At 68.1% G+C, this 22,592-nt stretch carries 21 protein-coding genes; 4 read left to right on the top strand and 17 right to left on the bottom strand.

Features of this window, described 5'->3' with window-relative positions:
- Nucleotides 1–1,116 (top strand): SPFH domain-containing protein (locus tag F3H10_RS10005; RefSeq protein WP_394349712.1); only part of this gene is annotated, 1,116 nt, incomplete at its 5' end.
- A gap of 42 nt (nucleotides 1,117–1,158) precedes the next feature.
- Here the strand turns inward: F3H10_RS10005 and F3H10_RS10000 are convergent.
- The 6 genes from F3H10_RS10000 to uvrB all read right to left on the bottom strand — a co-directional run bounded on the left by F3H10_RS10000 (nucleotide 1,159) and on the right by uvrB (nucleotide 8,742).
- Nucleotides 1,159–2,151 carry a ribonucleotide-diphosphate reductase subunit beta gene (locus F3H10_RS10000; RefSeq protein WP_149784625.1) on the bottom strand — a complete coding sequence of 331 codons (993 nt, stop codon included), beginning with the start codon at nucleotides 2,149–2,151 and terminating at the stop codon, nucleotides 1,159–1,161.
- A gap of 45 nt (nucleotides 2,152–2,196) precedes the next feature.
- Nucleotides 2,197–4,800, bottom strand: a complete 2,604-nt coding sequence (locus F3H10_RS09995) for a ribonucleoside-diphosphate reductase subunit alpha (RefSeq protein ID WP_149784624.1) — start codon at nucleotides 4,798–4,800, stop codon at nucleotides 2,197–2,199.
- Between the two features lie 278 nt (nucleotides 4,801–5,078).
- Entirely contained in the window at nucleotides 5,079–5,645 is a 567-nt protein-coding gene (locus F3H10_RS09990; RefSeq protein WP_149784623.1) for a hypothetical protein, read from the bottom strand.
- An 85-nt stretch (nucleotides 5,646–5,730) separates the two neighbouring features.
- Nucleotides 5,731–6,258: a hypothetical protein gene (locus tag F3H10_RS09985; protein ID WP_149784622.1), complete on the bottom strand. Its 528-nt coding sequence runs from the start codon at nucleotides 6,256–6,258 to the stop codon at nucleotides 5,731–5,733.
- 66 nt (nucleotides 6,259–6,324) lie between these two features.
- Entirely contained in the window at nucleotides 6,325–6,570 is a 246-nt protein-coding gene (locus F3H10_RS09980) for a DUF2061 domain-containing protein (RefSeq protein WP_149784621.1), read from the bottom strand.
- Between the two features lie 117 nt (nucleotides 6,571–6,687).
- Nucleotides 6,688–8,742, bottom strand: a complete 2,055-nt coding sequence (gene uvrB, locus F3H10_RS09975; RefSeq protein ID WP_149784620.1) for an excinuclease ABC subunit UvrB — start codon at nucleotides 8,740–8,742, stop codon at nucleotides 6,688–6,690.
- A 159-nt stretch (nucleotides 8,743–8,901) separates the two neighbouring features.
- Between uvrB and F3H10_RS09970 the strand changes: the two genes are divergently transcribed.
- Both F3H10_RS09970 and hisG read left to right on the top strand, forming a co-directional pair.
- Complete coding sequence (locus F3H10_RS09970) at nucleotides 8,902–9,267, top strand: hypothetical protein (protein WP_142986261.1); 366 nt, start codon at nucleotides 8,902–8,904, stop codon at nucleotides 9,265–9,267.
- A 96-nt stretch (nucleotides 9,268–9,363) separates the two neighbouring features.
- A complete protein-coding gene (gene hisG / locus F3H10_RS09965) occupies nucleotides 9,364–10,254 on the top strand; it encodes an ATP phosphoribosyltransferase (RefSeq protein WP_149784619.1) in 891 nt (296 codons plus the stop codon).
- A 22-nt stretch (nucleotides 10,255–10,276) separates the two neighbouring features.
- Here the strand turns inward: hisG and F3H10_RS09960 are convergent, their stop codons facing one another.
- Nucleotides 10,277–10,525 carry a GIY-YIG nuclease family protein gene (locus F3H10_RS09960; RefSeq protein ID WP_149784618.1) on the bottom strand — a complete coding sequence of 83 codons (249 nt, stop codon included), beginning with the start codon at nucleotides 10,523–10,525 and terminating at the stop codon, nucleotides 10,277–10,279.
- A gap of 4 nt (nucleotides 10,526–10,529) precedes the next feature.
- A complete protein-coding gene (gene larB, locus F3H10_RS09955) occupies nucleotides 10,530–11,330 on the bottom strand; it encodes a nickel pincer cofactor biosynthesis protein LarB (protein WP_149784617.1) in 801 nt (266 codons plus the stop codon).
- Between the two features lie 216 nt (nucleotides 11,331–11,546).
- Here larB and F3H10_RS09950 point away from each other — a divergent pair, with 216 nt between their 5' ends.
- Nucleotides 11,547–11,714: a DUF1931 family protein gene (locus tag F3H10_RS09950; RefSeq protein WP_004267503.1), complete on the top strand. Its 168-nt coding sequence runs from the start codon at nucleotides 11,547–11,549 to the stop codon at nucleotides 11,712–11,714.
- Nucleotides 11,715–11,794: 80 nt separating this feature from the next.
- Here F3H10_RS09950 and rpiA read toward each other — a convergent pair whose 3' ends face one another.
- From rpiA to F3H10_RS09900, 9 genes are all read right to left on the bottom strand, one after another.
- Entirely contained in the window at nucleotides 11,795–12,496 is a 702-nt protein-coding gene (gene rpiA, locus F3H10_RS09945) for a ribose-5-phosphate isomerase RpiA (RefSeq protein WP_149784616.1), read from the bottom strand.
- A 64-nt stretch (nucleotides 12,497–12,560) separates the two neighbouring features.
- Nucleotides 12,561–13,688 carry an ORC1-type DNA replication protein gene (locus tag F3H10_RS09940; protein WP_149784615.1) on the bottom strand — a complete coding sequence of 376 codons (1,128 nt, stop codon included), beginning with the start codon at nucleotides 13,686–13,688 and terminating at the stop codon, nucleotides 12,561–12,563.
- A gap of 144 nt (nucleotides 13,689–13,832) precedes the next feature.
- Nucleotides 13,833–14,903 carry a THUMP domain-containing protein gene (locus F3H10_RS09935; protein ID WP_149784614.1) on the bottom strand — a complete coding sequence of 357 codons (1,071 nt, stop codon included), beginning with the start codon at nucleotides 14,901–14,903 and terminating at the stop codon, nucleotides 13,833–13,835.
- Nucleotides 14,904–15,498: 595 nt separating this feature from the next.
- Entirely contained in the window at nucleotides 15,499–16,278 is a 780-nt protein-coding gene (locus F3H10_RS09930) for a fumarylacetoacetate hydrolase family protein (protein ID WP_149784613.1), read from the bottom strand.
- 135 nt (nucleotides 16,279–16,413) lie between these two features.
- Nucleotides 16,414–18,255 (bottom strand): ABC transporter substrate-binding protein, encoded by a 1,842-nt coding sequence (locus tag F3H10_RS09925; protein WP_188127919.1) that lies wholly within the window; start codon nucleotides 18,253–18,255, stop codon nucleotides 16,414–16,416.
- 149 nt (nucleotides 18,256–18,404) lie between these two features.
- Entirely contained in the window at nucleotides 18,405–19,403 is a 999-nt protein-coding gene (locus tag F3H10_RS09915; RefSeq protein WP_149784611.1) for an ABC transporter permease, read from the bottom strand.
- Between the two features lie 112 nt (nucleotides 19,404–19,515).
- Entirely contained in the window at nucleotides 19,516–20,580 is a 1,065-nt protein-coding gene (locus F3H10_RS09910; protein WP_149784610.1) for an oligopeptide/dipeptide ABC transporter ATP-binding protein, read from the bottom strand.
- Entirely contained in the window at nucleotides 20,577–21,620 is a 1,044-nt protein-coding gene (locus tag F3H10_RS09905; protein WP_149784609.1) for an ABC transporter ATP-binding protein, read from the bottom strand. Before F3H10_RS09905 ends, F3H10_RS09910 begins: the two co-directional genes overlap by 4 nt.
- Nucleotides 21,621–22,523, bottom strand: a complete 903-nt coding sequence (locus F3H10_RS09900) for an ABC transporter permease (protein WP_149784608.1) — start codon at nucleotides 22,521–22,523, stop codon at nucleotides 21,621–21,623.
- Between the last annotated feature and the right edge of the window lie 69 nt (nucleotides 22,524–22,592).

The raw sequence follows: 22,592 nt of genomic DNA, 5'->3' as shown, positions 1-22,592 counted from the left end.
GCGGCGCTGAGCCAGAGCCTCGTCTTCGGGGTGGGCGTGCTGGCGGTCCTGCTCGCGCTGGTCACCGTCGCCAGCGCGGTCGAGGTGGTCGACGCCTACGACAAGGAGGCGTTGACGGTGTTCGGCGAGTACCGGAGGCTGCTCGAACCGGGCGTCCATCTGATCCCGCCGTTCGTCTCGCGGACGTACGCGTTCGACATGCGGACGCAGACGCTGGACGTGCCTCAACAGGAGGCGATCACGCGGGACAACTCGCCGGTGACCGCGGACGCGGTCGTCTACATCAAGGTGATGGACGCCAAGAAGGCGTTCCTCGAGGTCGACGACTACAAGAACGCGACCTCGAATCTGGCACAGACCACGCTCCGCGCCGTCCTCGGCGACATGGAGCTCGACGACACGCTCTCGCGACGCGACCAGATCAACGACCGGATCAACGAGGAGTTGGACGAGCCGACCGACGAGTGGGGGATCCGCGTCGAGGCCGTCGAGGTCCGCGAGGTGAGCCCCTCACAGGAGGTCCAGCGCGCGATGGAGCAACAGACGGGCGCCGAGCGCCGCCGCCGGGCGATGATCCTCGAGGCACAGGGGGAACGGCGCTCGGCGGTCGAGCAGGCGGAGGGCGACAAGCAGGCGAACATCATCCGCGCGCAGGGGGAGAAACAGAGCCAGATCCTCGAGGCGCAGGGCGACGCCATCTCGACCGTGTTGCGCGCGCGCTCGGCCGAGTCGATGGGCGAGCGCGCCATCATCGAGCGGGGCATGGAGACCCTCGAGGAGATCGGCAAGGGGGAGTCCACCACGTTCGTGCTCCCGCAGGAACTCACGAGCCTCGTCGGCCGCTACGGCAAGGCCCTCTCCGGCTCCGACGTCCAACAGATGGAGGGGCTGGAAGGCAAGGAGTTCGACGAGGAGACCGAGAAGCTCCTCGGCTTGGAGGACATCGAGAGCGCGCTCGAACAGCTCGATACGGTGGCCGACAGCGACCTGCGGACCGACGAGACGCGCGACGCGGACACGGCCCGCGACGTCGACCTCGCCCGTCAGGAGGAGGAGACGCGCGAGGCCGACCGCGACATCGAACTGGAGTCGGAGTCGGAGAGTCCGGGTCGCTGAGGCGGGACGGGCGTCTTCGGTCCCGGCCGCCGGCTCCCGCCGCTACCAGTCGAGCGACCCGCCGGACTGGTACTCGGTCACCTGTCGCTCGAAGAAGTTGGCCTCGCGGTTCAGATCGACCGCCTCGGACATCCACGGGAAGGGGTTCTCGGTGCCGTACGCCTCCGCCATCCCCAGCTGGGTGAGCCGGCGGTCCGCGACGTACTCGACGTACTCGACGAACCCCTCGGCGGACATCCCGAGTACGTCCGGCGGACACGCCTCCTCGGCGTAGGTCGACTCGAGGGCGACCGCCTCGCGGATCAGCTCGTCGACCTCCGCCTCGAAGTCGTCGGTCCAGACGCCGGGGTTCTCCTCGCGGATCGTGTTGATCAGGTCGATACCGAAGTTGAGGTGGAGCGACTCGTCGCGCATGATGTACTCGAACTGCTCGCCGACGCCGACCATCTTCCCGCGCCGCTTCAACGCGAGCATCATCGCGAAGCCGGCGTAGAAGAAGACTCCCTCCATGATCACGTAGAACCCGACGAGGTCGCGGAGGAACTCGCGGACGTCGTCGTCGGTCTCGATCGTGAAGTCGGGCCGGTCGATGGCGCGGGTCAGCTCGACGACGAAGTCGTCCTTCGCCTCGATGGCGGGGATGCGGTCGTACATCCCGTAGAGGTACTCGGGCTCGAAGCCGAGCGAGTCACAGCAGTAGATGAACGTGTCCGTGTGGACCGCCTCCTCGTACGCCTGCCGGAGCAGGTACTGGCGGCACTCCGGCGCGGTGACGTAGTCGTAGACGGCCAACACGAGGTTGTTCGCGGTCAGCGACTCGGCCGTCGAGAAGAACCCGAGGTTCCACTCGACGAGCCGGCGCTCGGCGTCGGTCAGCTCGTCGCCCTCCCACTGGTGGACGTCGTCCGCCATCGGGATCTCCTCGGGCACCCAGTTGTTGTTGACGCCGTCGCGGTAGTACTCGCGGGCCCAGTCGTAGTCGATCGGCAGGATCTTGTTCGGGTCGTGCTGGCTGTCGGTGTTGATGAGCGGCATGGTGTGATGCGTGTGGTGTGGTCGTGGCTATCGTTCGTCGGGCGCTCACTGACAGGACTCGCAGGTCGGGTCCTCGACGGTCGGCAGGTCGGAGCCGCCGGCGTCGACGCGACACGCCTCGTCGGCGTCGCGGTCGGCCGGCGCGTCCCCGGCGTCGCGGTCGCCGGACGCCCCGTCTCCCGATCCGAACCCGCCGCCGCGCGACTGGGTGTCGTCGTACTCGGCCATGTCCAGCGTCGACTGCTCGATGCTCGACGCGCCGAGCGTGCGCAGGTAGTAGGTCGTCTTCAGCCCCAGCTCCCAGGCGGTCCCGTACACGTCCGCGAGCAGCGAGCCGTCCGTCGACGGGAAGAAGACGTTGTGCGACTGGCTCTGGTCGATCCACGCGCCGCGACGCGCGGTGAGCCGGAGCTGGTGGCGCGGGTCGATCTCGAAGGCCCCGCGGTAGAGGTCGGAGAGGTCGCCGGGCAGGTCGAGGTCGCCGACCGCGCCGTCGTGGTACTTCAACAGATCGAGCGCCTCCGAGCCCCACTGGCCCTCGGCTTTGAGGTCCGCCACGAGCCGCTCGTTGACGACGGTGAAGTCGCCCGACATGTTGGATTTGACGTAGAGGTTCGAGTACAGCGGCTCGATCGAGGGGGAGGTGCCCACGATGGTGGAGATGGTCGCCGTGGGCGCGACCGCGGTGGTGTTGGAGTTGCGCATGCCGTGGTCGGCGATCCGCTCGCGGACCGCGTCCCAGTCGAGCGTCTCCTCGCGGGCGACGGGGACCTCCCGGCCGCGCTCCTCCTCGAGGAGGTCGAGGGTGTCCTGCGGGAGGAGGTTCCGGTCCCACTTCGAGCCCTCGAAGGAGTCGTACGCGCCGCGTTCCGCCGCCAGCTTCGCGGAGTTGTCGATCGCGTGGTAGCCCAGGAGTTCCCCCGCTCTCCCCGCGAAGCCGAGTGCGCGCTCGGAGTTCATCGGGACGCGCGCGAGCTGGAGCGCCTCGTGAAAGCCCATCATCCCGAGTCCGATGGGTCGGTGGCGGGTGTTGGAGCGTTCGGCCTTCTCCGTCGGGTAGAAGTTGAGGTCGACGACGTTGTCGAGCATCCGCATCGCGGTCTCGGCGGTGTCGGCGAACAGTTCGGCGTCGAGTTCGGCGGCCTCGCCGGCGACGCCGAGGTCGACGTCGACACCGCCGTCGCCGGCGTCCGCCCCGTCGCCGCGGGCCGCGGCGGCGACGTCGTCGGGGGCGGGATGCGCCTCGGCGTCGCCGCGGAACGTCATGTGGCGCGCGAGGTTGATCGAGCCGAGGTTACAGACGGCGGTCTCCTCCTCGCTCGTGTTGAGCGTGATCTCCGTACAGAGGTTCGAGGAGTTGACGACGCCGGCGTGGTCCTGCGGCGACCGGACGTTACACGGGTCCTTGAACGTGACCCACGGGTGACCCGTCTCGAAGAGCCGGGTGAGCGTCTCGCGCCAGAGCTCGCTCGCGTCGACGGTCTCGTACTGGCGTAACTCGCCGTTCTTCGCGGCCTCCTCGTACTCCTCGTACAGCGCCTCGAACTCCTCGCCGTAGGTCCCGTGGAGTTCGGGCACCTCGTCGGGCGAGAAGAGCGTCCACTCCGCGTCGGCCTCGACCCGCTTCATTAACAGGTCGGGCACCCACGCCGCGGTGTTCATGTCGTGGGTGCGGCGACGCTCGTCGCCGGTGTTCCGGCGGAGGTCGATGAACGACGGGAAGTCCAGATGCCACGCCTCGAGGTAGGCGGCCGCGGCCCCCCGACGCTTCCCGGAGCGGTTGATCGCGCCGGTAACGTCGTTGGATATCTTCAGGAACGGGACCGTCCCGGTCGACTCGACGCCCGTCGAGGAGACCAACGCGCCGTCGGCCCGGAGCGGGGTCCAGTCGTTGCCGAGCCCGCCGGACCACTTCGAGAGCTTCGCGTGCTCCTTGTACGCCTCGAAGATCCCCTCGAGGTCGTCGGGGACGGTGGTGAGGTAACACGAGGAGAGCTGCGGATGGGTCGTCCCGGCGTGGAACAGCGTCGGCGTGGAGTGGACGAACCGCAGCGTGGAGAGGACTTCGTAGAACTCCTCGGCGCGGGCCTCGCGCTCGGACTCGTCCTCGCGGAGCGCGACCCCCATCGCCACCCGCATCCAGAAGACCTGCGGGAGCTCGAACGGCTCCGAATCCGGCTCCCGGAGGTAGTAGCGCTGTTCGAGGGTGTCGAGCGCGGTGTAGTCGAACAGCTCGTCCCGCGCCGGCTCGATCGCGGCGGCCAGCCGGTTGAGGTCGTACTCGCCCATCCGCTCGTCGAGGAGGTCCGCCTCGAGGCCGCGATCGATCGCCTCGCGGAAGGAGTCGCGGTACGCCGCCGCGAGGGCGCTCTCGTCGGCGGGCGGCCGCTCGCCCGTCACCCGTCGGAAGTAGTCCTCGCGGGCGACGCGGGCCGCCATCGCGTCGTAGGCGGGGTCGCGTTCGATCCTCGCCGTGAGCGCGTCGACGGTCGCCTCGGCCACCTCGTCGGCGTCGGCCCCGTCGTAGAGCGCGCGCTCGATCTCGGCGACCAGCCGGTCGCGTTCGCCGTCGTCCGGTACGTCCTCGTCTCCCCTTCGGGCTCGGTCGAGTAGGTCGTGAACCGCGGTGTCGTGTGTCGTCGTGCTCATGTGTGCTCGGGGTTCCACGGGCCGATCGCCGGACGGCGTCGCCACTCTCGAAGCGTTCCGGATCCGGCGCGAACGCGCGGCTACCCGCGGAAAACGGGGCAACCGCTCCGGTCGAACCGTCCCGTGTGAACCGTGTCGAACGTCTCCGACTCCACCGGCATAAACATTACCAACAGCATTTCAGTAATACAATTTTACTTGTCTTACGGACAACTGAGCCCGTGCCGTCGCCGATCGCTCGCGCTCCTCGTCGCCCGTGTGCGGCTACTCGAGACGGGTCACGGACGCCAGCTTTCGGCGTCGAGGGTCCACAGCGCCCCGATCGCGACCCCGCCGCCGAGCAGTCCCGCGACCAGCGCGAGGGTGGGCGCGGGCGCGAGACCGATCCCGACCAACAGGAGGACGGCCCCGGCGAGCAGCGCGACCGTGTCCTCGCGAGTCGCCCCGAGAACGACGGGCGCGAGCGACCCGCCGATGGTCGCGCCGGCGACGACGAACGGCGTCACCCCGGAGACGCTCAGCGACGCCGCCGACACGGCCTCGGGGCCGACGTCGACCCCGAGGGCGACGCCTGCGGCGACGCAGACGACGGGAGTCGCGAGGCTCGCACGCGGACTCAGCGTTCGGCCGCGGACGGCCGCGAGACCGGAGAGGAACGTCACCGCCCCGGCGGCCACGAGCGCGGGCGGGGCCAGCGCGACCAGCGTTCCCGGCTCCGCGAGCGTCGGGGTCCCCGCGCCGACGGTGACCGATCGGAGCGCGAGCGGTTGGGAGAGAAGCAGCGTCGCGATCCCGATCTGGACCGCTCCGAGCGCGCGGCGAGGGACGGAGATGGGGGAGGCCATATCCGTGCGACGACGGCGAGGTTCAAATACTCGCTGGACCGCCGAACCGCTGACCTGCCGGCGGCTCGTCGGGCGGGCCGTCGGCTCAGATCGTGACGCCGGCACGGTCACCCTCGATCGAGACGACGACGCGCTCCGGCGGACCGCGTCCGTCGGTCAGTCGGACGAGGAGCGTGTGGACCGCGAGGTCGTCCTCGTCGCCCGGACGGTGACCGATCTCGTCGGCCGCGACCCGCAGCGCGCGGTCGCCGATCCGGCTCACCGACCCAAGCCGGACGTCGATCCCCGGCGGAGCCAACCGCTGTGCGATCACGAGCACCGCCTCGCCCCCGTCGTCGACGAACGGCGTCGACTCGACGAACGACAGCGTCCGCTCCGCGTCCGCGAGAAGCGCGCCCCTCGCGCGGGCGGCCGACCGAAACGAGAGGGCGTGCGTCAGCAGCTCCGGGGGCTGTGTTCGCACGCTCCGTTCGGGAACCAGCGGGTCGTCGTCCACGTACCGGCTCCTGACCGCGATGTCCCGCGGCGTCGACGCCGCGAGGTCGTGGATCCGGTCCGTACACCCCGCGGTCGCGACGGCGAGCGCGCCGGCCACGACCGCGCGACGATACATGTACCCCGGTCGGTCGCTGGCCGATAAAAACCCCGTCGCCGCGACTCGCCCGCGTGATAATCGGGGTTATCCGGAGGCGGACGCGGGGATCCCCCACGAGATACGGTCCCAGGTCCGCTCGTACAGGTAGTACGTCCCGGTCTTCACGACGTTCGCGACGAGCCCGATGTTCACCGCGTCGCCGACGTCCCCCACGACCGCCCACGCGACGATCACCGTGACCAGAACCATGAGGAGCCGGTAACAGAGCGTCTTCACGATCGCGCGCCGCCGCGCCTGGAGCGCCGACCGCGAGCGGAGGTCCCCGAGCATGTGCGTTCGTGGAGCCGCGGGAACTAAGTAACTGGTATCAGCTACTTGTTTGCCTGTTAGTAATTATATATGGTTACTTCAAATCACGACGAGCCGCGTCGCGAAACCGATCCCCGGTCACTCCTCGAGCATCGGCGCGGGCACGCCCTCCTCGTCGCCGTCGAGCTCGAACGCCCGGCGCAGCTCCGCGATCCGGTCGCGGATGTCGGCGGCCAGCTCGAACTCCAGGTTGCTCGCGGCCTCGTTCATCCGCCCTTCGAGCGCCTCGATCCGCGCTTTCGCCTCGTCCTCGTTCTCCACGTCGCCGACGCTCACGCCGCTCGTGTCCGTCTTCGAGCCCGGCAGGTTGGTCTCGCCCACCGGCTTATCGATGGTGGTCGCCTCGTGGCCGTGCTCCTCGTTGTACTCGAGTTGGATCTCCCGGCGGCGCTGGGTCTCCTCGATCGCGGCCTCCATCGAGTCGGTGACTCGGTCCGCGTAGAGGACCACCTCGCCGTTGACGTTGCGGGCGGCCCGCCCCATCGTCTGGACGAGCGTCGTCGTCGAGCGGAGGAACCCCTCCTGGTCGGCGTCGAGGATGGCGACGAGGCTCACCTCCGGGATGTCGAGCCCCTCCCGCAGCAGGTTGATCCCGACGAGCACGTCGATGTTGCCGAGTCGGAGGTCGCGGATGATCTCGTGGCGCTCCAGCGTGTCCGTCTCGTCGTGCATGTACGCCACGTCGACCCCTGCCTCCTCGAAGTACTCCGTGAGGTCCTCGGCCATGCGTTTCGTGAGGGTGGTGACGAGCACCCGCTCGTCGCGCTCGATCCGCTCGTCGACCCGATCGAGGAGGTCCTCGACCTGCCCGGTCGCCCCCGTCACCTCCACCTTCGGGTCGACGAGGTGGGTCGGTCGGACGATCTGTTCGACGACGTTCGCCGACTCCTCGCGCTCGTACTCGCTCGGCGTCGCGGAGACGTACAGCGTCCGGTCGGTCTTCTCCTCGAACTCCTCGAACGTCAGGGGACGGTTGTCGTAGGCGGTCGGGAGCCGGAACCCGTTCTCGACGAGCGAGTCCTTGCGGGACTTGTCGCCCTCGTACTGCCCTCTGATCTGCGGGATCGTCTGGTGTGACTCGTCGACCACGGTGAGGAAGTCGTCGGGGAAGTAATCGAGCAGGGTGTAGGGGGCGTCGCCGGGGTCGCGGTCGTCCATGTGGACCGAGTAGTTCTCGATGCCCGAGCAGTAGCCGGCCTCCCGGAGCATCTCGACGTCGAAGGTGGTGCGCTCCTCGATCCGCTGGGCCGCGACCAGATCGCCCTGTCGCTCGAAGTAGGCCACACGTTTCTCCATCAGGTCCTCGATCTCCGCGATGGCCTGCTCCAGCTTGTCGTCGGGGATCGAGTAGTGCTCGGCGGGGTGGAGCATGACCGCGGGCTCCTCGCTCACGACCTCGCCCTTCATCGGGTCGACCTTCACCATCCGGTCGATCTCCTCGCCCCACAGCTCGACGCGGACCGCGTACCGGCCGTACATCGGGTAGATCTCGACGGTGTCGCCGCGCACGCGGAAGGTGCCCTGCGTGAAGTCCACGTCGTTGCGCTCGTAGTTGAGGTCGACGAGGTCGGCGAGCAGCCCCTCGCGGCCCACCTCCTCGCCGACCTCCAGCCGGAGGGCCATCTCCCGGTAGTTCTGCGGGTCGCCGAGCCCGTAGATGGCCGAGACCGAAGCGACGACGATGACGTCGTCTCGCGTCAACAGGGAGCGGGTCGCGGAGTGCCGCAGCCGGTCGATCTCCTCGTTTATCGACATCTCCTTGTCGATGAACGTGTCCGTCTGCTCGACGTACGCCTCCGGCTGGTAGTAGTCGTAGTAGGAGACGAAGTACTCGACGGCGTTGTCCGGGAAGAGCTCGCGGAACTCCTCGTACAGCTGGGCGGCGAGCGTCTTGTTGTGTGCCAACACGAGCGTCGGCCGGTTCAGTTCCTCGGCGACCCACGAGACGGTGTTGGTCTTGCCGGAGCCGGTCACGCCGAGGAGGGTCTGCTTTTTCGCGCCCGCCTCGAACCCCTCCACCAGCTTCTCGATCGCCTCGGGCTGGTCGCCCGCGGGATCGAACGGGGCGTCCACCCGAAGCGGTCGGTCGGCGGTCGGGCGGTCCTCCGAGAGGGGGGAGTCGGCGTCGCTCACGATACGCCTCGTTGGTGGCCGAGACACTTGAGCGGCGCGCCCGGGGCGGCGGCTCGGGCGGCCTCGTGTCCTCTTCGAACCGAAGACCCACTCCCGTCGAACCGAAGACCCACTCCCGTCGAACCGAAGACCTACCCTCCTCGAACCGAAAGGGGACCCGTGTCACCCGCGTTCGCGCTCGTTATCACGTTCGGCGCACTGCTGTTTCCGGTCGTCTGGGTCGCGACCGGCGCGTGGGTCGTCCTCGACGCCCGCGCCCGCGGGAGCGCCCACCCGTTCCTCTGGGGCGTCCTCGCGCCGCTCTCCGGGATCCTCCTGCTGTACTACATGCTCTGGTGGCGTCGCGGGCACGCCCGAGAGGCGGACCCGTCCCGGTGGGAGCGACGCGCCGCGGTCGTCGCGCTCGCCGGGTTCGGCGGGCTCATCGGTAGCATCGCCGCGTCGCCCGCCGATCCGGTCGTTCAGATGCTCGCGTGGCCCGTCGTCTTCGTCTGCTGTCTCCCCGTCGCGTCCCGACTGATCTGAGCGTACGAGCCGGATCGCTCGTGTGACCGCGGTCGCCCCGCGATCGCTACCGCCGCCGGACGAAAACGTTTCCCCCTCGCCGCACGACCCTCCGGCATGCGCATCGCCGTCCCCAACAAGGGCCGCCTACACGAGCCGACGCTCTCGCTTCTCGAGCGTGCCGGGCTCCACGTCGAGGAGACCGCCGACCGACAGCTGTACGCCGAGACGGTCGACCCCGACGTGACGGTCCTCTACGCGCGCGCGGCCGACATCCCCGAGTACGTCCGCGACGGCGCGGCCGACCTCGGCGTCACCGGGCTGGACCAGGCCGCCGAGTCCGGCGGCGTCGTCGGAGAGGCCGCCGACGCGACCGAGGGCGACCTCGTCGACGTGCTCGATCTGGGATACGGCTCCTGCCGGCTCGTCCTCGCCGCCCCCGAGGACGGCGAGGTGACGACCGTCGAGGACCTGGTCGGGAAGACGATCGCGACCGAGTTCCCGAACGTCACCCGGAACTACCTCGAGCGCGTGGGCGTCGACGCCGACGTGGTCACCGTCACCGGCGCGACGGAGCTTACCCCCCACGTCGACATGGCCGACGCCATCGTCGACATCACCTCCACGGGCACGACCCTGAAGGTGAACCGGCTCGCCGTGATCGACGACGTGCTCGACTCCTCGGTCAGGCTGTTCGCCCGCCCCGACGTCGTCACAGACCCGAAGGTCGAGCAGGTGACCACCGCCTTCGAGTCCGTGCTGGCCGCCGACGGCCGCCGCTACCTGATGATGAACGCCCCGAAGGCGAGACTCGACGAGGTGAAGGACGTGATCCCCGGGCTCGGCGGCCCGACCGTGATGGACGTCGAGGCCGACGAGAACGGGAACGGGACGGTCGCGGTCCACGCCGTCGTCGAGGAGCGCGACGTGTTCGCGACCATCTCGGAGCTGAAGGCGGTCGGCGCGAGCGGCATCCTCGTCACCGAGATCGAGCGCCTCGTCGAGTAGGACCGACGGTCCCGCCGGGAACTCACTCCTCGCCGACCAGTTCCTCCTTCTCGGCGCGCGACAACGACTTGATCGCGTGCTCGCGGGACATCGCCGCCGACTTCGACTCGAACGACTCGACGTGCCGCAGCGTCACCGGCGTCCGCCCGCGGGTGTACTTGGCCCCCTCGCCGGCGTCGTGTTCGGCGACCCGCCGCTCCACGTCGGTGGTGTAGCCGGTGTAGAGCGTGCCGTCGGCACACTCGATCACGTACACGTGGTGGTCCGACACGACCTCAGTCCCCGCCGTCGATCGCGCGGGCGATGAGCCCCGCCTGCGCGCCGGCGACGAACCCGGCGTCGACGTTCACGGTCGTGAGCACGGTACACGACTGGAGCGCCCCCGCGAGCGCGGCCGCGCCCTCGCCGCCCTCGCCGTACCCCGTCGAGACCGGGACCGCGATCACGGGCGCGGCGACCAGCCCGGCGACCACCGTGGGGAGCGCCCCCTCGCGACCGGCCGCGACGACGACGACGTCGGCCTCGCGGATCCGCTCGATCTGATCGAGCAGGCGGTCGAGGTTCGCGACGCCCACGTCGTCGATCCGGTCGACGCTCGCGCCGACCTCGCGGGCGATGACGGCGGCCTCGCCGGCGACCGGCGCGTCCGCGGTCCCGGCGGTCACGATCGCGATGGTCGCGGAGAGCGCCGGCGGCTCGAACCCCGCGGCGTGAACGACGACGGTTCGGGTCACCTCGTCGTGGTCGACCGAGGCGTCCGGCGCGGCGTCCCCGACCGCCTCTCTGACCGCCGCCGCGTGGTCGGGACTCGCGCGGGTCACGAGCGCCCGGCCCGTCGTCTCCAGGGCGGTGGTCGCGAGCGCCGCGGTCTCGGCGGGGCGTTTCCCCTCCGCGAGCACCGCCTCGGGGATCCCGCGACGGTCCTCGCGGGCGGCGTCGAACCGTCCCGCGGCCGTCGTCGCGTACCCCGCGATCCGCGATTCCGCCTCGGCGACGTCGATCTCCCCGTCCGCGAGCGCCTCGAGCGTCCCGCGAACCGTCGATCCGTCCCTCCCGTTCGGCTTCTCCTCGCGCATGGTCGGCCCCTCGAGGCGCACGGGTTCGTAGCCGTCGATCCGCGATCGACGCGAAACACCTTGTGAGCCGTTGTCGTGGACGGGTCGGATCCGGCTTCGCGCTCCAAAAGACATATATAACTCCCTCACGCGCCCCCGCCGTGAACCGCCCGCACGGCGTCCCTCGCGGGCGAATTCAGGAACTCTTATTAACTCCCGACGGATACGCCCGATCGCATGGCAGACCTCATTGTCAAAGCGGCAGTCAAGGAAGCCCTGGACGACAAGAACGTCGCTTCGGACTTCTACGACGCGCTGGACGAAGAAGTGGACGAGCTGCTCGAAGACGCCGCACGCCGCGCCGAGGCCAACGACCGGAAGACGGTCCAGCCTCGCGACCTGTAAGGCGTCCGAACCTGCCGTTTTCTTTCGATCCGCTCTTCTCGGATAGCGACCGCCATCGGCGGATCACGGGTCGCGCGCGGTCACGGCTCCAGTACGCGAACCCCGTCCGCGGTCCCGACGTGGACCTCGTCGGCGAGCCCGACGAACAGCCCGTGTTCGAGCACGCCCGGGGTCTCCGCGAGCGTCGTCACGAGGGTTCCCGGATCCGGGATCGTCCCGAACGCGCAGTCGAGAAGGAGGTTCCCGTTGTCGGTGACGACCGGGCCGTCCTTGCGTTCGGCCCGCCGAAGCGTCGCCTCGCCGTCGGCCGCCCGTACCGCGTCAGCGACGACGCCGCGAGCGCTCGCGAGCACCTCGACCGGAACCGGGCGGTCGAGGACCGCGGTCTCCTTCGAGGGGTCGGCGACGACGACGAACCGGTCCGCGGTCGAATCGACGAGTTTCTCGCGGGCGTGTGCGCCCCCGCCACCCTTGATCAGGTCGCCGGCGGCGACCTGATCGGCCCCGTCGATGGCGACGTCGACCCCGGCCGCGTCCGGTCCCGTGACCTCGTCGAGGTCGACGAGCGGGATCCGCTCCTCGATGGCGAGTTCTCGGCTCGCGAAGGAGGTCGCCACGCCCCGGATCTCTACTCCGGCGTCGACGCGCTCCCCGAGCGCGCGGATCGCGTGCGCGGCCGTCGACCCGGTCCCGAGACCGACCACGTCGCCGTCCTCGATCGTCTCCGCGGCCGACTCGCCCGCCCGTCGCTTCATCGCGTCGCTGCCGCCGCTCGTCTTCATGCCCTCGCGTGCGTGCGGGGAGGGTGAAAAGGCGTCGCCCTGCTTCCCGCCCGGACCGTCCCGCTCACTCCAGCCGGTCCAACACCGCCTCGGAGTCGTACGCGAGAGTGAGCTCGCGCGAGCGTCCGCGCCCCTCGACGTCGGCGTACTCGGCGTCGATCACGCCGAGCTGGTCGAGCTTGTTGATGATCTCCGAGTAGCGGGTGTAGCCGAGGTCCGTCTCCTCGTGGAACGCCTCGTACACCGTCCCGGCCTGCTCGCCGTCGTTGGCCGCGAGCACGCGGACGAGCGCGCGCTCGGACTCCGAGAGCCCCCGGAGCGACCGCGAGAGGTGGACGTGTTTCGACTTGTCGTAGGCGGACTCGACGTCCTCGAGCGCGATCGTCCTGGAGGCGCGCATCTCGGCGTTGAGCCCGGCCCGACGCAGGAGGTCGATCCCGACGCGGAGGTCGCCGCTCTCGGCGGTCAGCTCCGCGATCCGGTCCAGTTCGGCGTCGCCGATCACGTCCTCGTGGAAGCCGCGTTTCGCGCGCTCCCCGAGGATGTCGTAGATCTCCGGCGCGTCGTACACCGGGAAGTACACCTCCTCGGGGCGGAACACCGACTGGACCCGGCCGTCGAGGTCGTCGATGACGTCGAGCGAGAGGTCCGAGGAGACGACGATCACGCCGATCTTCGCGCCCGAGTGCGCCTCGTGGGCGCGCAAGAGCGAGTAGAGCGTGTCGGAGGCCTCGTTCTCGTAGAAGAGGTAGTTCACGTCGTCGAGCGCGACCACGAGCACCTCGTCCTCCTCGACGAGCCGGTCGGTGATCTGTCCGAACAGCTTCTTGAAGGAGATCCCCGAGGAGGGCGGCTCGTACTCGAATATCCCCTCGAAGAGCCGGGAGAAGACGGCGTACCGCGTCGAGTCGACCTGGCAGTTCACCCGGACGGTCCGCACCTCGGTGCGCGCGCGCAGTTCCGAGAAGAGCTTCTGGACCGCGGTGGTTTTGCCGGTCCCCGGCGGCCCCCGGACGATCGTGTTCAGGGGTCGGGAGCCGCGAACGGCGGGTCGGAGCGCGTACTTCAGGCTCTCGAGCTGGCTCTCCCGGTGCCGGAACGTCTCGGGGACGTGGTCGATCTCGAACACCGACTCGTCGCGGAACACCGACTCGTCCCACGAGAGCATGTCGTCGTCGGCGTCCCCGGGCATGGAGGAACCACTCCCCGCCGATCACTTAATCGTTGCCCGGCCGCGGCGAAACTGAAAACCGATTCGACGGCGGTCGAACCCCGCGGTACCCGGGCGTTCGGTTTCACTCTCACGTCGGTCGAATCGCGACGCTCGGTCTCGCTTTCAGTTCCCCTCGATCGTCGTCCGTGCCGATCCCCGCTCGCGCTCCAACACCAGCACGTGTCGCGTCAGCGACCGGTGAACCCGGCGCTCGAAGGCGGCGGCGACCTCCCATCCCGCCTCGCGGGCGGGTCCCCGCCAATCGCGGTCGGCGACGAGCACGGCGCGCGGGGCGACGCGGGCCGCCTCCGCGAGCGCGCCGGCGACGAGGTCCGCGAGCTCGTGTCGAGCGATCTTGGACTGTCTGCCGTACGGCGCGTCGAAGGCGACGCCGTCGACCGCGTCGTCGACGAGCGGGAGATCGGTGGCGTCGCCGCGGGCGACGTGCCAGGTCGGCGGGTCGCCGTCGTGTCCGCCCCCCACGTACGTCCGGAGGTTCTCCCTCGTTCCGCGGACCATCTTCTCCTGGGCGTCGCAGGCGACCGCGTCCGCCCCGACGAGTCCCGCCTCGAGCGGGAGTCCGCCGGTTCCGCACATCGGGTCGAGCAGGGTCCGTCCCGGGGCCGCGCCGGCGAGGTTGACGTACGCCCTGGCGTCCGCGGGAGCCATGCTCCCCGGCTGGAAGAAGGGGCGGTCGGTCGGGTCCGGCGCGAAGTCGCGTGCCGCCTCTCGGGCCACCCAGCCGAGCACGCACGTCGAGGCGCTCTCGCCGTCCGCCCCGGCGACCGCGTCGTGTTCGGCGCGCTCGCCCGCGGCGAACAGCGCGCGCAGGACGTGGTCGGGGTCGTCGAGGTCGACCGAGAACCCGCGGTCGACGAGGACGCTCCCGAGCGCCCGCTCGGCGTCGGTCGTGGAGACGTCGGCGGTGTTCCGGACGTTGCGGGCGCGGACCGCGACGCTCCCCTCACGGTCGAGCGGCGCGGCCTCGAGGGCGGCGACCGCCGGAGCGACCGTCGCGTCGGTCCGGGCGACCGCCTCGTGGGCGGCGCGGGTGTACGCCAGCCGGCCGATCCCCTCGCCGACGCTCCCGGCGGTCGCGATCCCGGGCGCGAGGAGTTCGACGCCGGTCGCGGCGGTCGCCGCCTCACAGGCCGCGAACGCGTCCGTCTCCCCCGCGAGCTCGAGCCAGTACACGTCCGGGCCTCCGCGGGCGCGTCGCATGAGGATGACGGATCCGGCCCGACCGTTCCTCGAATTCACGCGTTCTGGTATGTTCTACAATAGGTACTCTTTCGGATGTGTTCTGGGACCGAATCGGACCCTCGGCGATACGCCACTGTTTCGCCCATTGGAAGCGTTTAGACCGCAAACACGCGATGCGTGCTCTCCCGGATCACCTACTCCTTCGGACCGGTTCATTTCGCGTTTAACGGTGCGTGAACCGTTTATCCTCGTTTCTACGGCGGACGACGTCATCGTGCCGCTGCTCCCTTACTATCCGTAATAAACATATTCACGTATTCAGTCATTTCACTCGTGGCGGGACGCCGACTGCTCGAGCGGTGCGTCTCGATCGGTTTCGGGTGATCCCGGTCGGTTTCCGGCAGTTCCGGTCAGTTTCCGGCAATTCCGGTCGGTTTCCGGCGATCACCCGGCGTGTGCGCTCGAGCGCCGGGGATACGTGTGCCTCCGTGTGACCGTTCGTTGGTCGTCCTCCGGCTCCCTCGGCTCGCGTCTCTCCCTTTCGATCGGTCCGCTCAGCGTCGTTTCGGCGGTCGTTCGGTGGGAGTCACTGGTTCGGCATGAACCGGTGATCGACGTCGCCGGAGAACTCCCCGGCACCGACGATGTCGTGTTCGAGCGTTCCGACGCCCTCGACGGTGACCGCGACGGTGTCGCCGTCACTGAGCGGGCTGACGCCCGAGGGCGTCCCCGTCGCGATGACGTCGCCGCGCTCGAGTGTGACCAGCTTCGTGATCTCGCTGATGAGCTCCGGGACGGAGAAGATCAGGTCGTCGATCGAGGAGTGCTGTTTCTCCTCGCCGTTGACCGTCAACGTGATCTCCGCGTCGTCGGGCACGTGTTCCGGGTCGGCGACGACCGGTCCGATCGGCGCGGCGTTGTCGAACGCCTTCCCGCGGATCCAGTTCTGCTCTTTCCGCTGGTCGTCGCGGTTCGAGAGGTCGTTCACGCAGGTGTAGCCGGCGATGACCTCCTCGGCTTTGTCCTCGGGGACGTTTCGACACTGCTCGCCGATGACGACGCCGAACTCGGCCTCGTGGTCGACCCGCTCTTTCCCCTCGGGCAGCGAGATCGTGTCCCCGTGAGCGGCCAGCGTGTTCGGTCCCTTCAGGAACAACAGCGGACGGTCGGGGATCTCCGAGTCGGTCTCCTCGGCGTGGGCCGAGTAGTTGAGACCGACGCAGACGATCTTGCTCGGTTCGGTCGGCGGAAGCACGTCGACCTCGGACGGATCGAACTTCTCCTCGCCGAAGCGAAGCTCGTCGTCGTCGGTCCATTCGCCGGTACGGACGGATCCAGCCGGATCTCGAAATCTAACCTTTCGCATGGCGAGTTACTGTGCGACACTCTCCCAAAAAAAGGTTCGGGGTCGTCGCCGCGGTTCCGCGACGTTCGCCGTCACGTCGTCGGAACTCGACGGGCCTCCGAACCGCAAAAAAAGCGTCGCGGAACGCGTCGCCGATCAGAAGTCGTCCGGGTTCGGCGTCTCGCCCTCGGGCCACGCCTCGAGGTCCGCGTCCTCGGGGTAGTACAGGTTGCCGTCGTCGTCCCAGCCCCAGCCGGCGTCCTCGAGGACCTGTCGGGCGGTCTCGATGTCGCGGGTCTCCGGGCCGGCCTCGCTGAGGTACTCCTCGTCGTACCACGGGTGCTGTTGGGAGTTGAACGTGCAGTACGTCACCACGTCGGACTCGCCGAAGGCGTACGTCTCGTTCAGGCCCTGCCGGTCGACCATGTGCGAGAGCGCCTGCCGGAACTCGTGGTGCATGCCGGGCGCGTAGGACATCTGCGGCATCATGCCGAACGGCAGGAACGCCGCCCCGTTGACGATCTGGGCGGTGTCGCCCATCGTCTGGTTGATCTGTCGACCGGCGTCGGGGGTCAGCGTCACCGCGATGCTGAGCTCCCCGTTCTCGAAGGCCCGACGGACCGCCGAGACGCTGTCGTAGATCGACATGATGATCGGCGACTCCACGTCGAACGCCGGGTTCCCGTCGTGGGGCACCAGCTCGATGTTCTCCTGGTTGTTGTACGTCGCGATCTCGTAGGGCCCCGCGCCGATCATGGGGTCCTCGAAGTCCGTCGGGTTCTCCTCGATCCCGGCGTCGACGTACGCGTCACGCGGAAGCACGCCGAACGTCGGCAGCTGGGCGGTCAGAAGCGTCGGCGCCGGCTCCGGCGTCTCGAACCGGGCGGTGGTCTCGTCGACGGCCACGACGGTCAGTTCCTCCGGGAGATCCGTCCACTGGTAGGGACCGTTGTGGTACTGCTCGCTCAGGAACTCGTAGGTCCACTTGACGTCGCTCGCGGTCACCGGCTCCCCGTTGTGGAAGGTGGCGTCGCGGAGGTTGAACGTCACCGCCGTCCCGTCGTCCGAGACCTCCCAGTCCTCCGCGAGCACGGGCACCCGCTCGTAGTTGGAGTCGTACAGCAGCAGCGGCGAGTGGGTCAGCTGCGTGTACAGCCCCAGCGAGTCGGTGTCCCCGACCGTCGGGTAGAAGCTGCTCGTGAGGAACTCGCCCGGCAGGTTCGCCAGGATCGTGTCGGTGCCGCCGGTCGTCTGAGCACCCGACTCGACCAGCGCGGCCCAGTTGACCGCGGAGAGCCCCGCGCCGCCCGCCTCGACCGGTTCCACCATGTCGGTGTTGACCGCCGCGGTCGTCGGCCGCTCGATCGTCGGGATGAACGGCAGGTCCTCCGAGTAGAGGCTCATCGCCTCGCCGACGACCTGTCGACGCTCGTCGGGAACCCCGATCGACGCCTGATCGTCGGCGAGGTTCGAGAACTCCGTGTTGGCGTAGTTCGACGGGTTGTACTGCCCGTTCGACCCGGCGTTGTCGATGCTGTAGGCCTGTAACAGCCCGTTGGGATCGAGCCGTCCCGGATCCGGTCCGTGACTGTTCACGGCCAGGTGGAAGTCGCGCACGTCGTCGCTGACCGCCGTGATCCCCTCCGCGGTCGTCATCGGCTGCGTCTCGATCTGGATGCCGATGTCCGACGCGACCGACTGGATGCTCGAGATGGTCTCCTCGAACAGGATCGTCGGCGGCCCCTGGTCCGACCAGTACTGGAAGGTCAGCGTGGGAACGCGCTCCCCGAGTCCCTCCGGACTGCTTCCGCCGTCGCCGCCGCCGCTGCCGTCGCCGCCGCTGCCGTCGCCGCCGCTGCCGTCACCGCCGCTGCCGTCACCGCCTTCGCCGTTCCCGCCACATCCGGCGAGCGCCGCGGCCGACGCCACGGAGATGACTTTCAGTGCTTGCCGACGGTCGATACCCTCCCCTTCTACGCGGTTGCCACTTGGTGGCATACTCTGTGGGTTCGGAGGAACTATTTAAAAAATTTGTGATACTTAGAATTTCTGACGTACGTTACGTCTCGGACCGCCTCATGGCCCGAAATCGACCATATGAACGGTCCGACGGGGTCGTCCGCGCCGACGAGGGTGTGAGGGAGTCGTCAGTCCTCGTCGCCGGCGACGGACACGCGCGGATCGAGCACGCCGTACAGCAGGTCGACGAGGAAGTTCCCGATGATGACCCAGACGGCCGCGATGAGGAACACGAACTGGATCACGGGGAAGTCCCTCGCCAGGACCGAGGAGACGAGCAGCTGGCCGATCCCGGGCCAGTTGAACACGACCTCGATCAGGACGAGCCCGCTGATCGACGCCGCAAGCGAGATCGGGTACAGCGTGATGACCGGCAGCGAAGCGTGACGGATGATCTTCCGGAGCAGCTTCGACTCGGGAAGTCCCTTCAGCCGGTGGTAGTGGAGGTACTCCTGGTCGCTCACCTCGACGACGCTGTTACGCATGATGAGCGTCGGGTACTGCATGAAGTACAGGAGCACCGTCATGAACGGGAGCGTGTAGTGTCTCCAGAACTCCGGCATCAGGAACCGCTGCCAGTACGCCTGGTCCTGGATCTGGATCATCGTCGCCGGCGAGAGCATCCCCGAGGTCGGGAAGATCCCCAGCGTCGAGGAGAACAGCGCGATCAGCATGATCCCGAGGAAGAAGTCCGGGATCGAGTGGAAGACGGAGACCGAGATGATCCCCGACTTCTCGAGCGGGCTCCCGCGGCGGCGGCCGATGTACGCGCCGAAGAGCCCCCCGACGATGTACGTCGCCGTGATGGCCGGCGCGACGAGCACGAACGAGTTCAGGATGCGCGGGGCCACGAGCTCCCAGACCGGCTGGCTGAAGCGGAAGGACTGGCCCGCGTTCCCGGTCAGCAGGTTGGTGATGTACTCGTAGTACTGGACGTACAGGGGTTCATCGAGCCCCCAGTCGGCCCGTAGCTCCGCGATCTGTTCGGGGTTCATCCCCTGTTGAACCAGAAGCGACGAGTAGTCCCCCGGCATCGCCCTGAAGAAGAAGAACAGCGCCGAGGCCACGAGGAAGATGAGCACCGCCGTTATCGCCGTCCGGCGGACGAAGTAGCTCAGGCGGCTCACGGGCGCTCACCTCCGGCTCGGAGCCACGCTCTGCCGTCGCCGTCTCCGCCCGCGACGGTGTTCGTCGGTCGCTGCACGTCGGATCGCGTGTTCGTGCTCGGGTCGTGTCGAGTCATGTCGGTGTCTCCGGAGTGTGTTCCCCGGCCGGCTCGTCCACCTGACCGGCCGTCGCTTCGTGATCGTAGTAGAGGTGACAGGCGACCGTGCGCTCCCCGTCACCGTCCGGATCGACGTCCCGCGGTTTCTGGTCACAGACGTCCATCCGTTCCGGACAGCGGGTCTTGAACCGACACCCCTCCGGCATGTCGATCGGGTCGCCCGGTTCCCCCCCGATCGTCGCTCGCTCGCGCGCGTGGTGCGGGTCGGGGATCGGGATCGACTGGATCAGCGCCTTCGTGTACGGGTGTTTCGGGTCCGAGAGCAGCTTCCGCGTCTCGGCCTTCTCGACGATCCGCCCCAGGTACATGACGTTGATCTCGTCACAGACGTACGAGACCGTCGAGAGGTCGTGGGAGATGTAGATCATCGAGACGCCGAACTCGTTGGTCAGATCGTTCAACAGGTTGAGGATCGACGCCTGCGTCGAGACGTCGAGCATCGACGACGGCTCGTCGGCGAGGATCACCTCGGGATCGGTGATCAGCGCCCGCGCGATGGCGACGCGCTGTTTCTCCCCGCCCGACAGCTGGTTCGGGAACTGCTGGATGTACTGGCTCGCGGGCGTCAACCCGACCTTCTCCAGCATCTCCTCGATGTCGGACCGCTCGTAGTCGATGTCGTGTATCTCCAACGGCTCGGCGATCGTGCGCCGGACGCTGAACTTCGGGTCCAGGGAGTTGAACGGGTCCTGGAACACGATCTGGACCTTCCGGCGGAACTCCTTCCAGTCGGACTTGTCGAACTCGCTCGTCGACTGCCCCTGGAACCGGATGTCTCCGCCCGACGGGTCGTACAGCCCCATCACGGTCCGCAGGAGGGTCGTCTTCCCACAGCCGCTCTCGCCGATGACGCCCTGGACCTGGTTCTGTTCGAGCGTCATGTCCAGGTCGTCGACGGCGCGAACCAGCTTCGGCCCCTCCCCGAAGACGCGCTCCTTGACCGTCTCGACGAAGCTCGACGTCGTCTGGAAGTGCTTGTCCACCGACCGGAGCTCGAGGACGGGATCGTTCGCGCTCATTCTTGTCCCTCCAGGATGCTCTCCTCGTCGGCGTTCGGCTCGAGGTGTTCGGCCGCCAGTTCCTCCATCTCGTCCGCGCGGATACACCAGGCCTGATGGTCGTCGTCGCCGGCGACGGCCTGGGCGTCGGGAGCGCCCTCGCGACACTCGGGTTGTGCCCACGGACACCGGTCGGCGAACGTACAGAAGTCCACCTCGTCGCGGAGCTGCGGCGGGTGCCCGTCGATGACCGCCAGCTCGCGGTCCGGGAACCGCACGTCCGGGAACGCGTTCTGTAGCAGGATCGCGTACGGGTGACGCGGCCTGTCGTACACGTCGACCACGCTCCCGGTCTCGGCGACCTGCCCGCCGTGCATCACGGCCATCGAGTCGCAGTTCTCGAAGACGACCGAGATGTCGTGGGTGATCATCAGCATGCTGATGTCCCACTCGTCTTTCAGGCCGTTGATGTAGTCGATGATCTGGTCCTGCATGATCACGTCCAGCGCCGTCGTCGGCTCGTCGGCGATGATGAGGCTGGGTCGGAGGTACAGCGCGAACGCGATGATCGCCCGCTGTTGCATCCCGCCGGAGAACTGGTGCGGGTAGTCGTGGATCCGCGACTCGGAGAGCCCGACGACCTCGAACAGCTCACGCAGCCGGTCGACCGCCTCCGTCTCCGTGAGGTCGGTGTGGTACTTCGCCATCTCGACCGCCTGGTTGCTCAGCTTCATCACCGGGTCCAGGCTGTTCATCGACGACTGGGGAATGACCGAGATCTCCTTCCACCGGACGTTCTCGTTGAACTCCGACTCGGAGTAGTCCTGGATCTCCTCGCCCTTGTAGCGGATCGTTCCGGACGTGACCTCGCCGTTCGAGTCGAGGCCGCCGACGATGGCGTCCGCGATCGTGCTCTTGCCACAGCCGCTCTCGCCGACCAGCCCGAAGTAGTCGTGGCGGTCGATCGAGAACGACGCGTCGTTGACCGCGTACACGTCGTTTCCTTTCTCCGTCCGATAGCGAATGTCGACGTTCTCGAACTCGAGTATTGGGTCCGTCATTTACACCACCACCTCGTCGTCTCCGCTCCCCTCGTATCCGCGGCCGAGGAGGTACAGCGACAGCACGGTCAATGCGATCATGATGCCCGGCGGGAACGTCCACCACCAGGCTTCGGCGATACGACCCGCTTGGTTGGCGTTCCGGATCATGATCCCCCACGTCGGCGTGAACGGGTCGGTGACGCCGATGAACGAGAGTCCGGCCTGTTCGAGGATCGCCAACCCGACGCCCATCGCGAAGAACAGCGCCGCCATGTTCGCGATGTTCGGGAGGATGTGTTTCCGCATGATCCACGGGGTGCTCGCCCCGGTCGCTCGTGCGGCCATGATGTACGGCCGTTGGTTTATCTGAAGCACCTGGGATCGTATCACCCTGGCTATGAACCGCCAGAGTACGAGTCCCAGGATGGCGACCGTCGTGTAGAATCCCGCCCCGAAGAACGTGATGAGGACGATCGCGAACGGGATGAACGGGATCCCGTACATGAAGTCCACGAATCGCATGAGGAAGCTCTCCGTCCGTCCTCCGACGTAACCGGCGGTCATCCCGACCGTCAACCCGATCGTCATCATCAGGCCGCCGGCGAGCAGTCCGGTGATGAGCGTCGCCCGCGCCCCGTACAACAGTCGGGAGAGGACGTCCTCTCCGCGGTCGTTCGTGCCGAGCGGATGATCGAGCGACGGTTCGGCGTAGCGCATCAGATCGCCGTCGTCGGTCGTCTGCTGGGTGTTGTACGAGTACGGCGCGATCGCCGGGCCGATCAGACCCATGACGAGGATGATCGCCAGGATCACGAAGGCGAACTTCGTTATCCGTTCCTCGAGGAGGTTCCCTAGCGCCCGTCTCGCGATGATCGCGAGATCGCTATTGCGGTACGCGTGAACCTTGTCAGCGATGCTCATCGGTCTGTGCGGACCTCTCGATAGTGTGTATACTCTCCGTTATCGCCATTGTGGGGTGTATGTCGGCTT

This window comes from Halorubrum aquaticum (assembly GCF_900113615.1).
Classification (GTDB): domain Archaea; phylum Halobacteriota; class Halobacteria; order Halobacteriales; family Haloferacaceae; genus Halorubrum; species Halorubrum aquaticum.
Note: the sequence above shows the minus strand (reverse complement) of the source record. Positions and strands in the feature narration are given on the sequence as shown.

Coding starts and splice junctions, on each gene's coding strand:
- hisG (WP_149784619.1), top strand. CDS start 9,364: ATGCGCATCGCCGTCCCCAACAAGGGCCGCCTACACGAGCCGACGCTC.
- F3H10_RS09910 (WP_149784610.1), bottom strand. CDS start 20,580: ATGAGCGCGAACGATCCCGTCCTCGAGCTCCGGTCGGTGGACAAGCAC.
- F3H10_RS09950 (WP_004267503.1), top strand. CDS start 11,547: ATGGCAGACCTCATTGTCAAAGCGGCAGTCAAGGAAGCCCTGGACGAC.
- F3H10_RS09925 (WP_188127919.1), bottom strand. CDS start 18,255: ATGCCACCAAGTGGCAACCGCGTAGAAGGGGAGGGTATCGACCGTCGG.
- rpiA (WP_149784616.1), bottom strand. CDS start 12,496: ATGAAGACGAGCGGCGGCAGCGACGCGATGAAGCGACGGGCGGGCGAG.
- F3H10_RS09905 (WP_149784609.1), bottom strand. CDS start 21,620: ATGACGGACCCAATACTCGAGTTCGAGAACGTCGACATTCGCTATCGG.
- F3H10_RS09940 (WP_149784615.1), bottom strand. CDS start 13,688: ATGCCCGGGGACGCCGACGACGACATGCTCTCGTGGGACGAGTCGGTG.
- F3H10_RS09985 (WP_149784622.1), bottom strand. CDS start 6,258: ATGTATCGTCGCGCGGTCGTGGCCGGCGCGCTCGCCGTCGCGACCGCG.
- F3H10_RS09980 (WP_149784621.1), bottom strand. CDS start 6,570: ATGCTCGGGGACCTCCGCTCGCGGTCGGCGCTCCAGGCGCGGCGGCGC.
- F3H10_RS09990 (WP_149784623.1), bottom strand. CDS start 5,645: ATGGCCTCCCCCATCTCCGTCCCTCGCCGCGCGCTCGGAGCGGTCCAG.
- F3H10_RS09995 (WP_149784624.1), bottom strand. CDS start 4,800: ATGAGCACGACGACACACGACACCGCGGTTCACGACCTACTCGACCGA.
- larB (WP_149784617.1), bottom strand. CDS start 11,330: ATGCGCGAGGAGAAGCCGAACGGGAGGGACGGATCGACGGTTCGCGGG.
- F3H10_RS09900 (WP_149784608.1), bottom strand. CDS start 22,523: ATGAGCATCGCTGACAAGGTTCACGCGTACCGCAATAGCGATCTCGCG.
- F3H10_RS09930 (WP_149784613.1), bottom strand. CDS start 16,278: ATGCGAAAGGTTAGATTTCGAGATCCGGCTGGATCCGTCCGTACCGGC.
- F3H10_RS10000 (WP_149784625.1), bottom strand. CDS start 2,151: ATGCCGCTCATCAACACCGACAGCCAGCACGACCCGAACAAGATCCTG.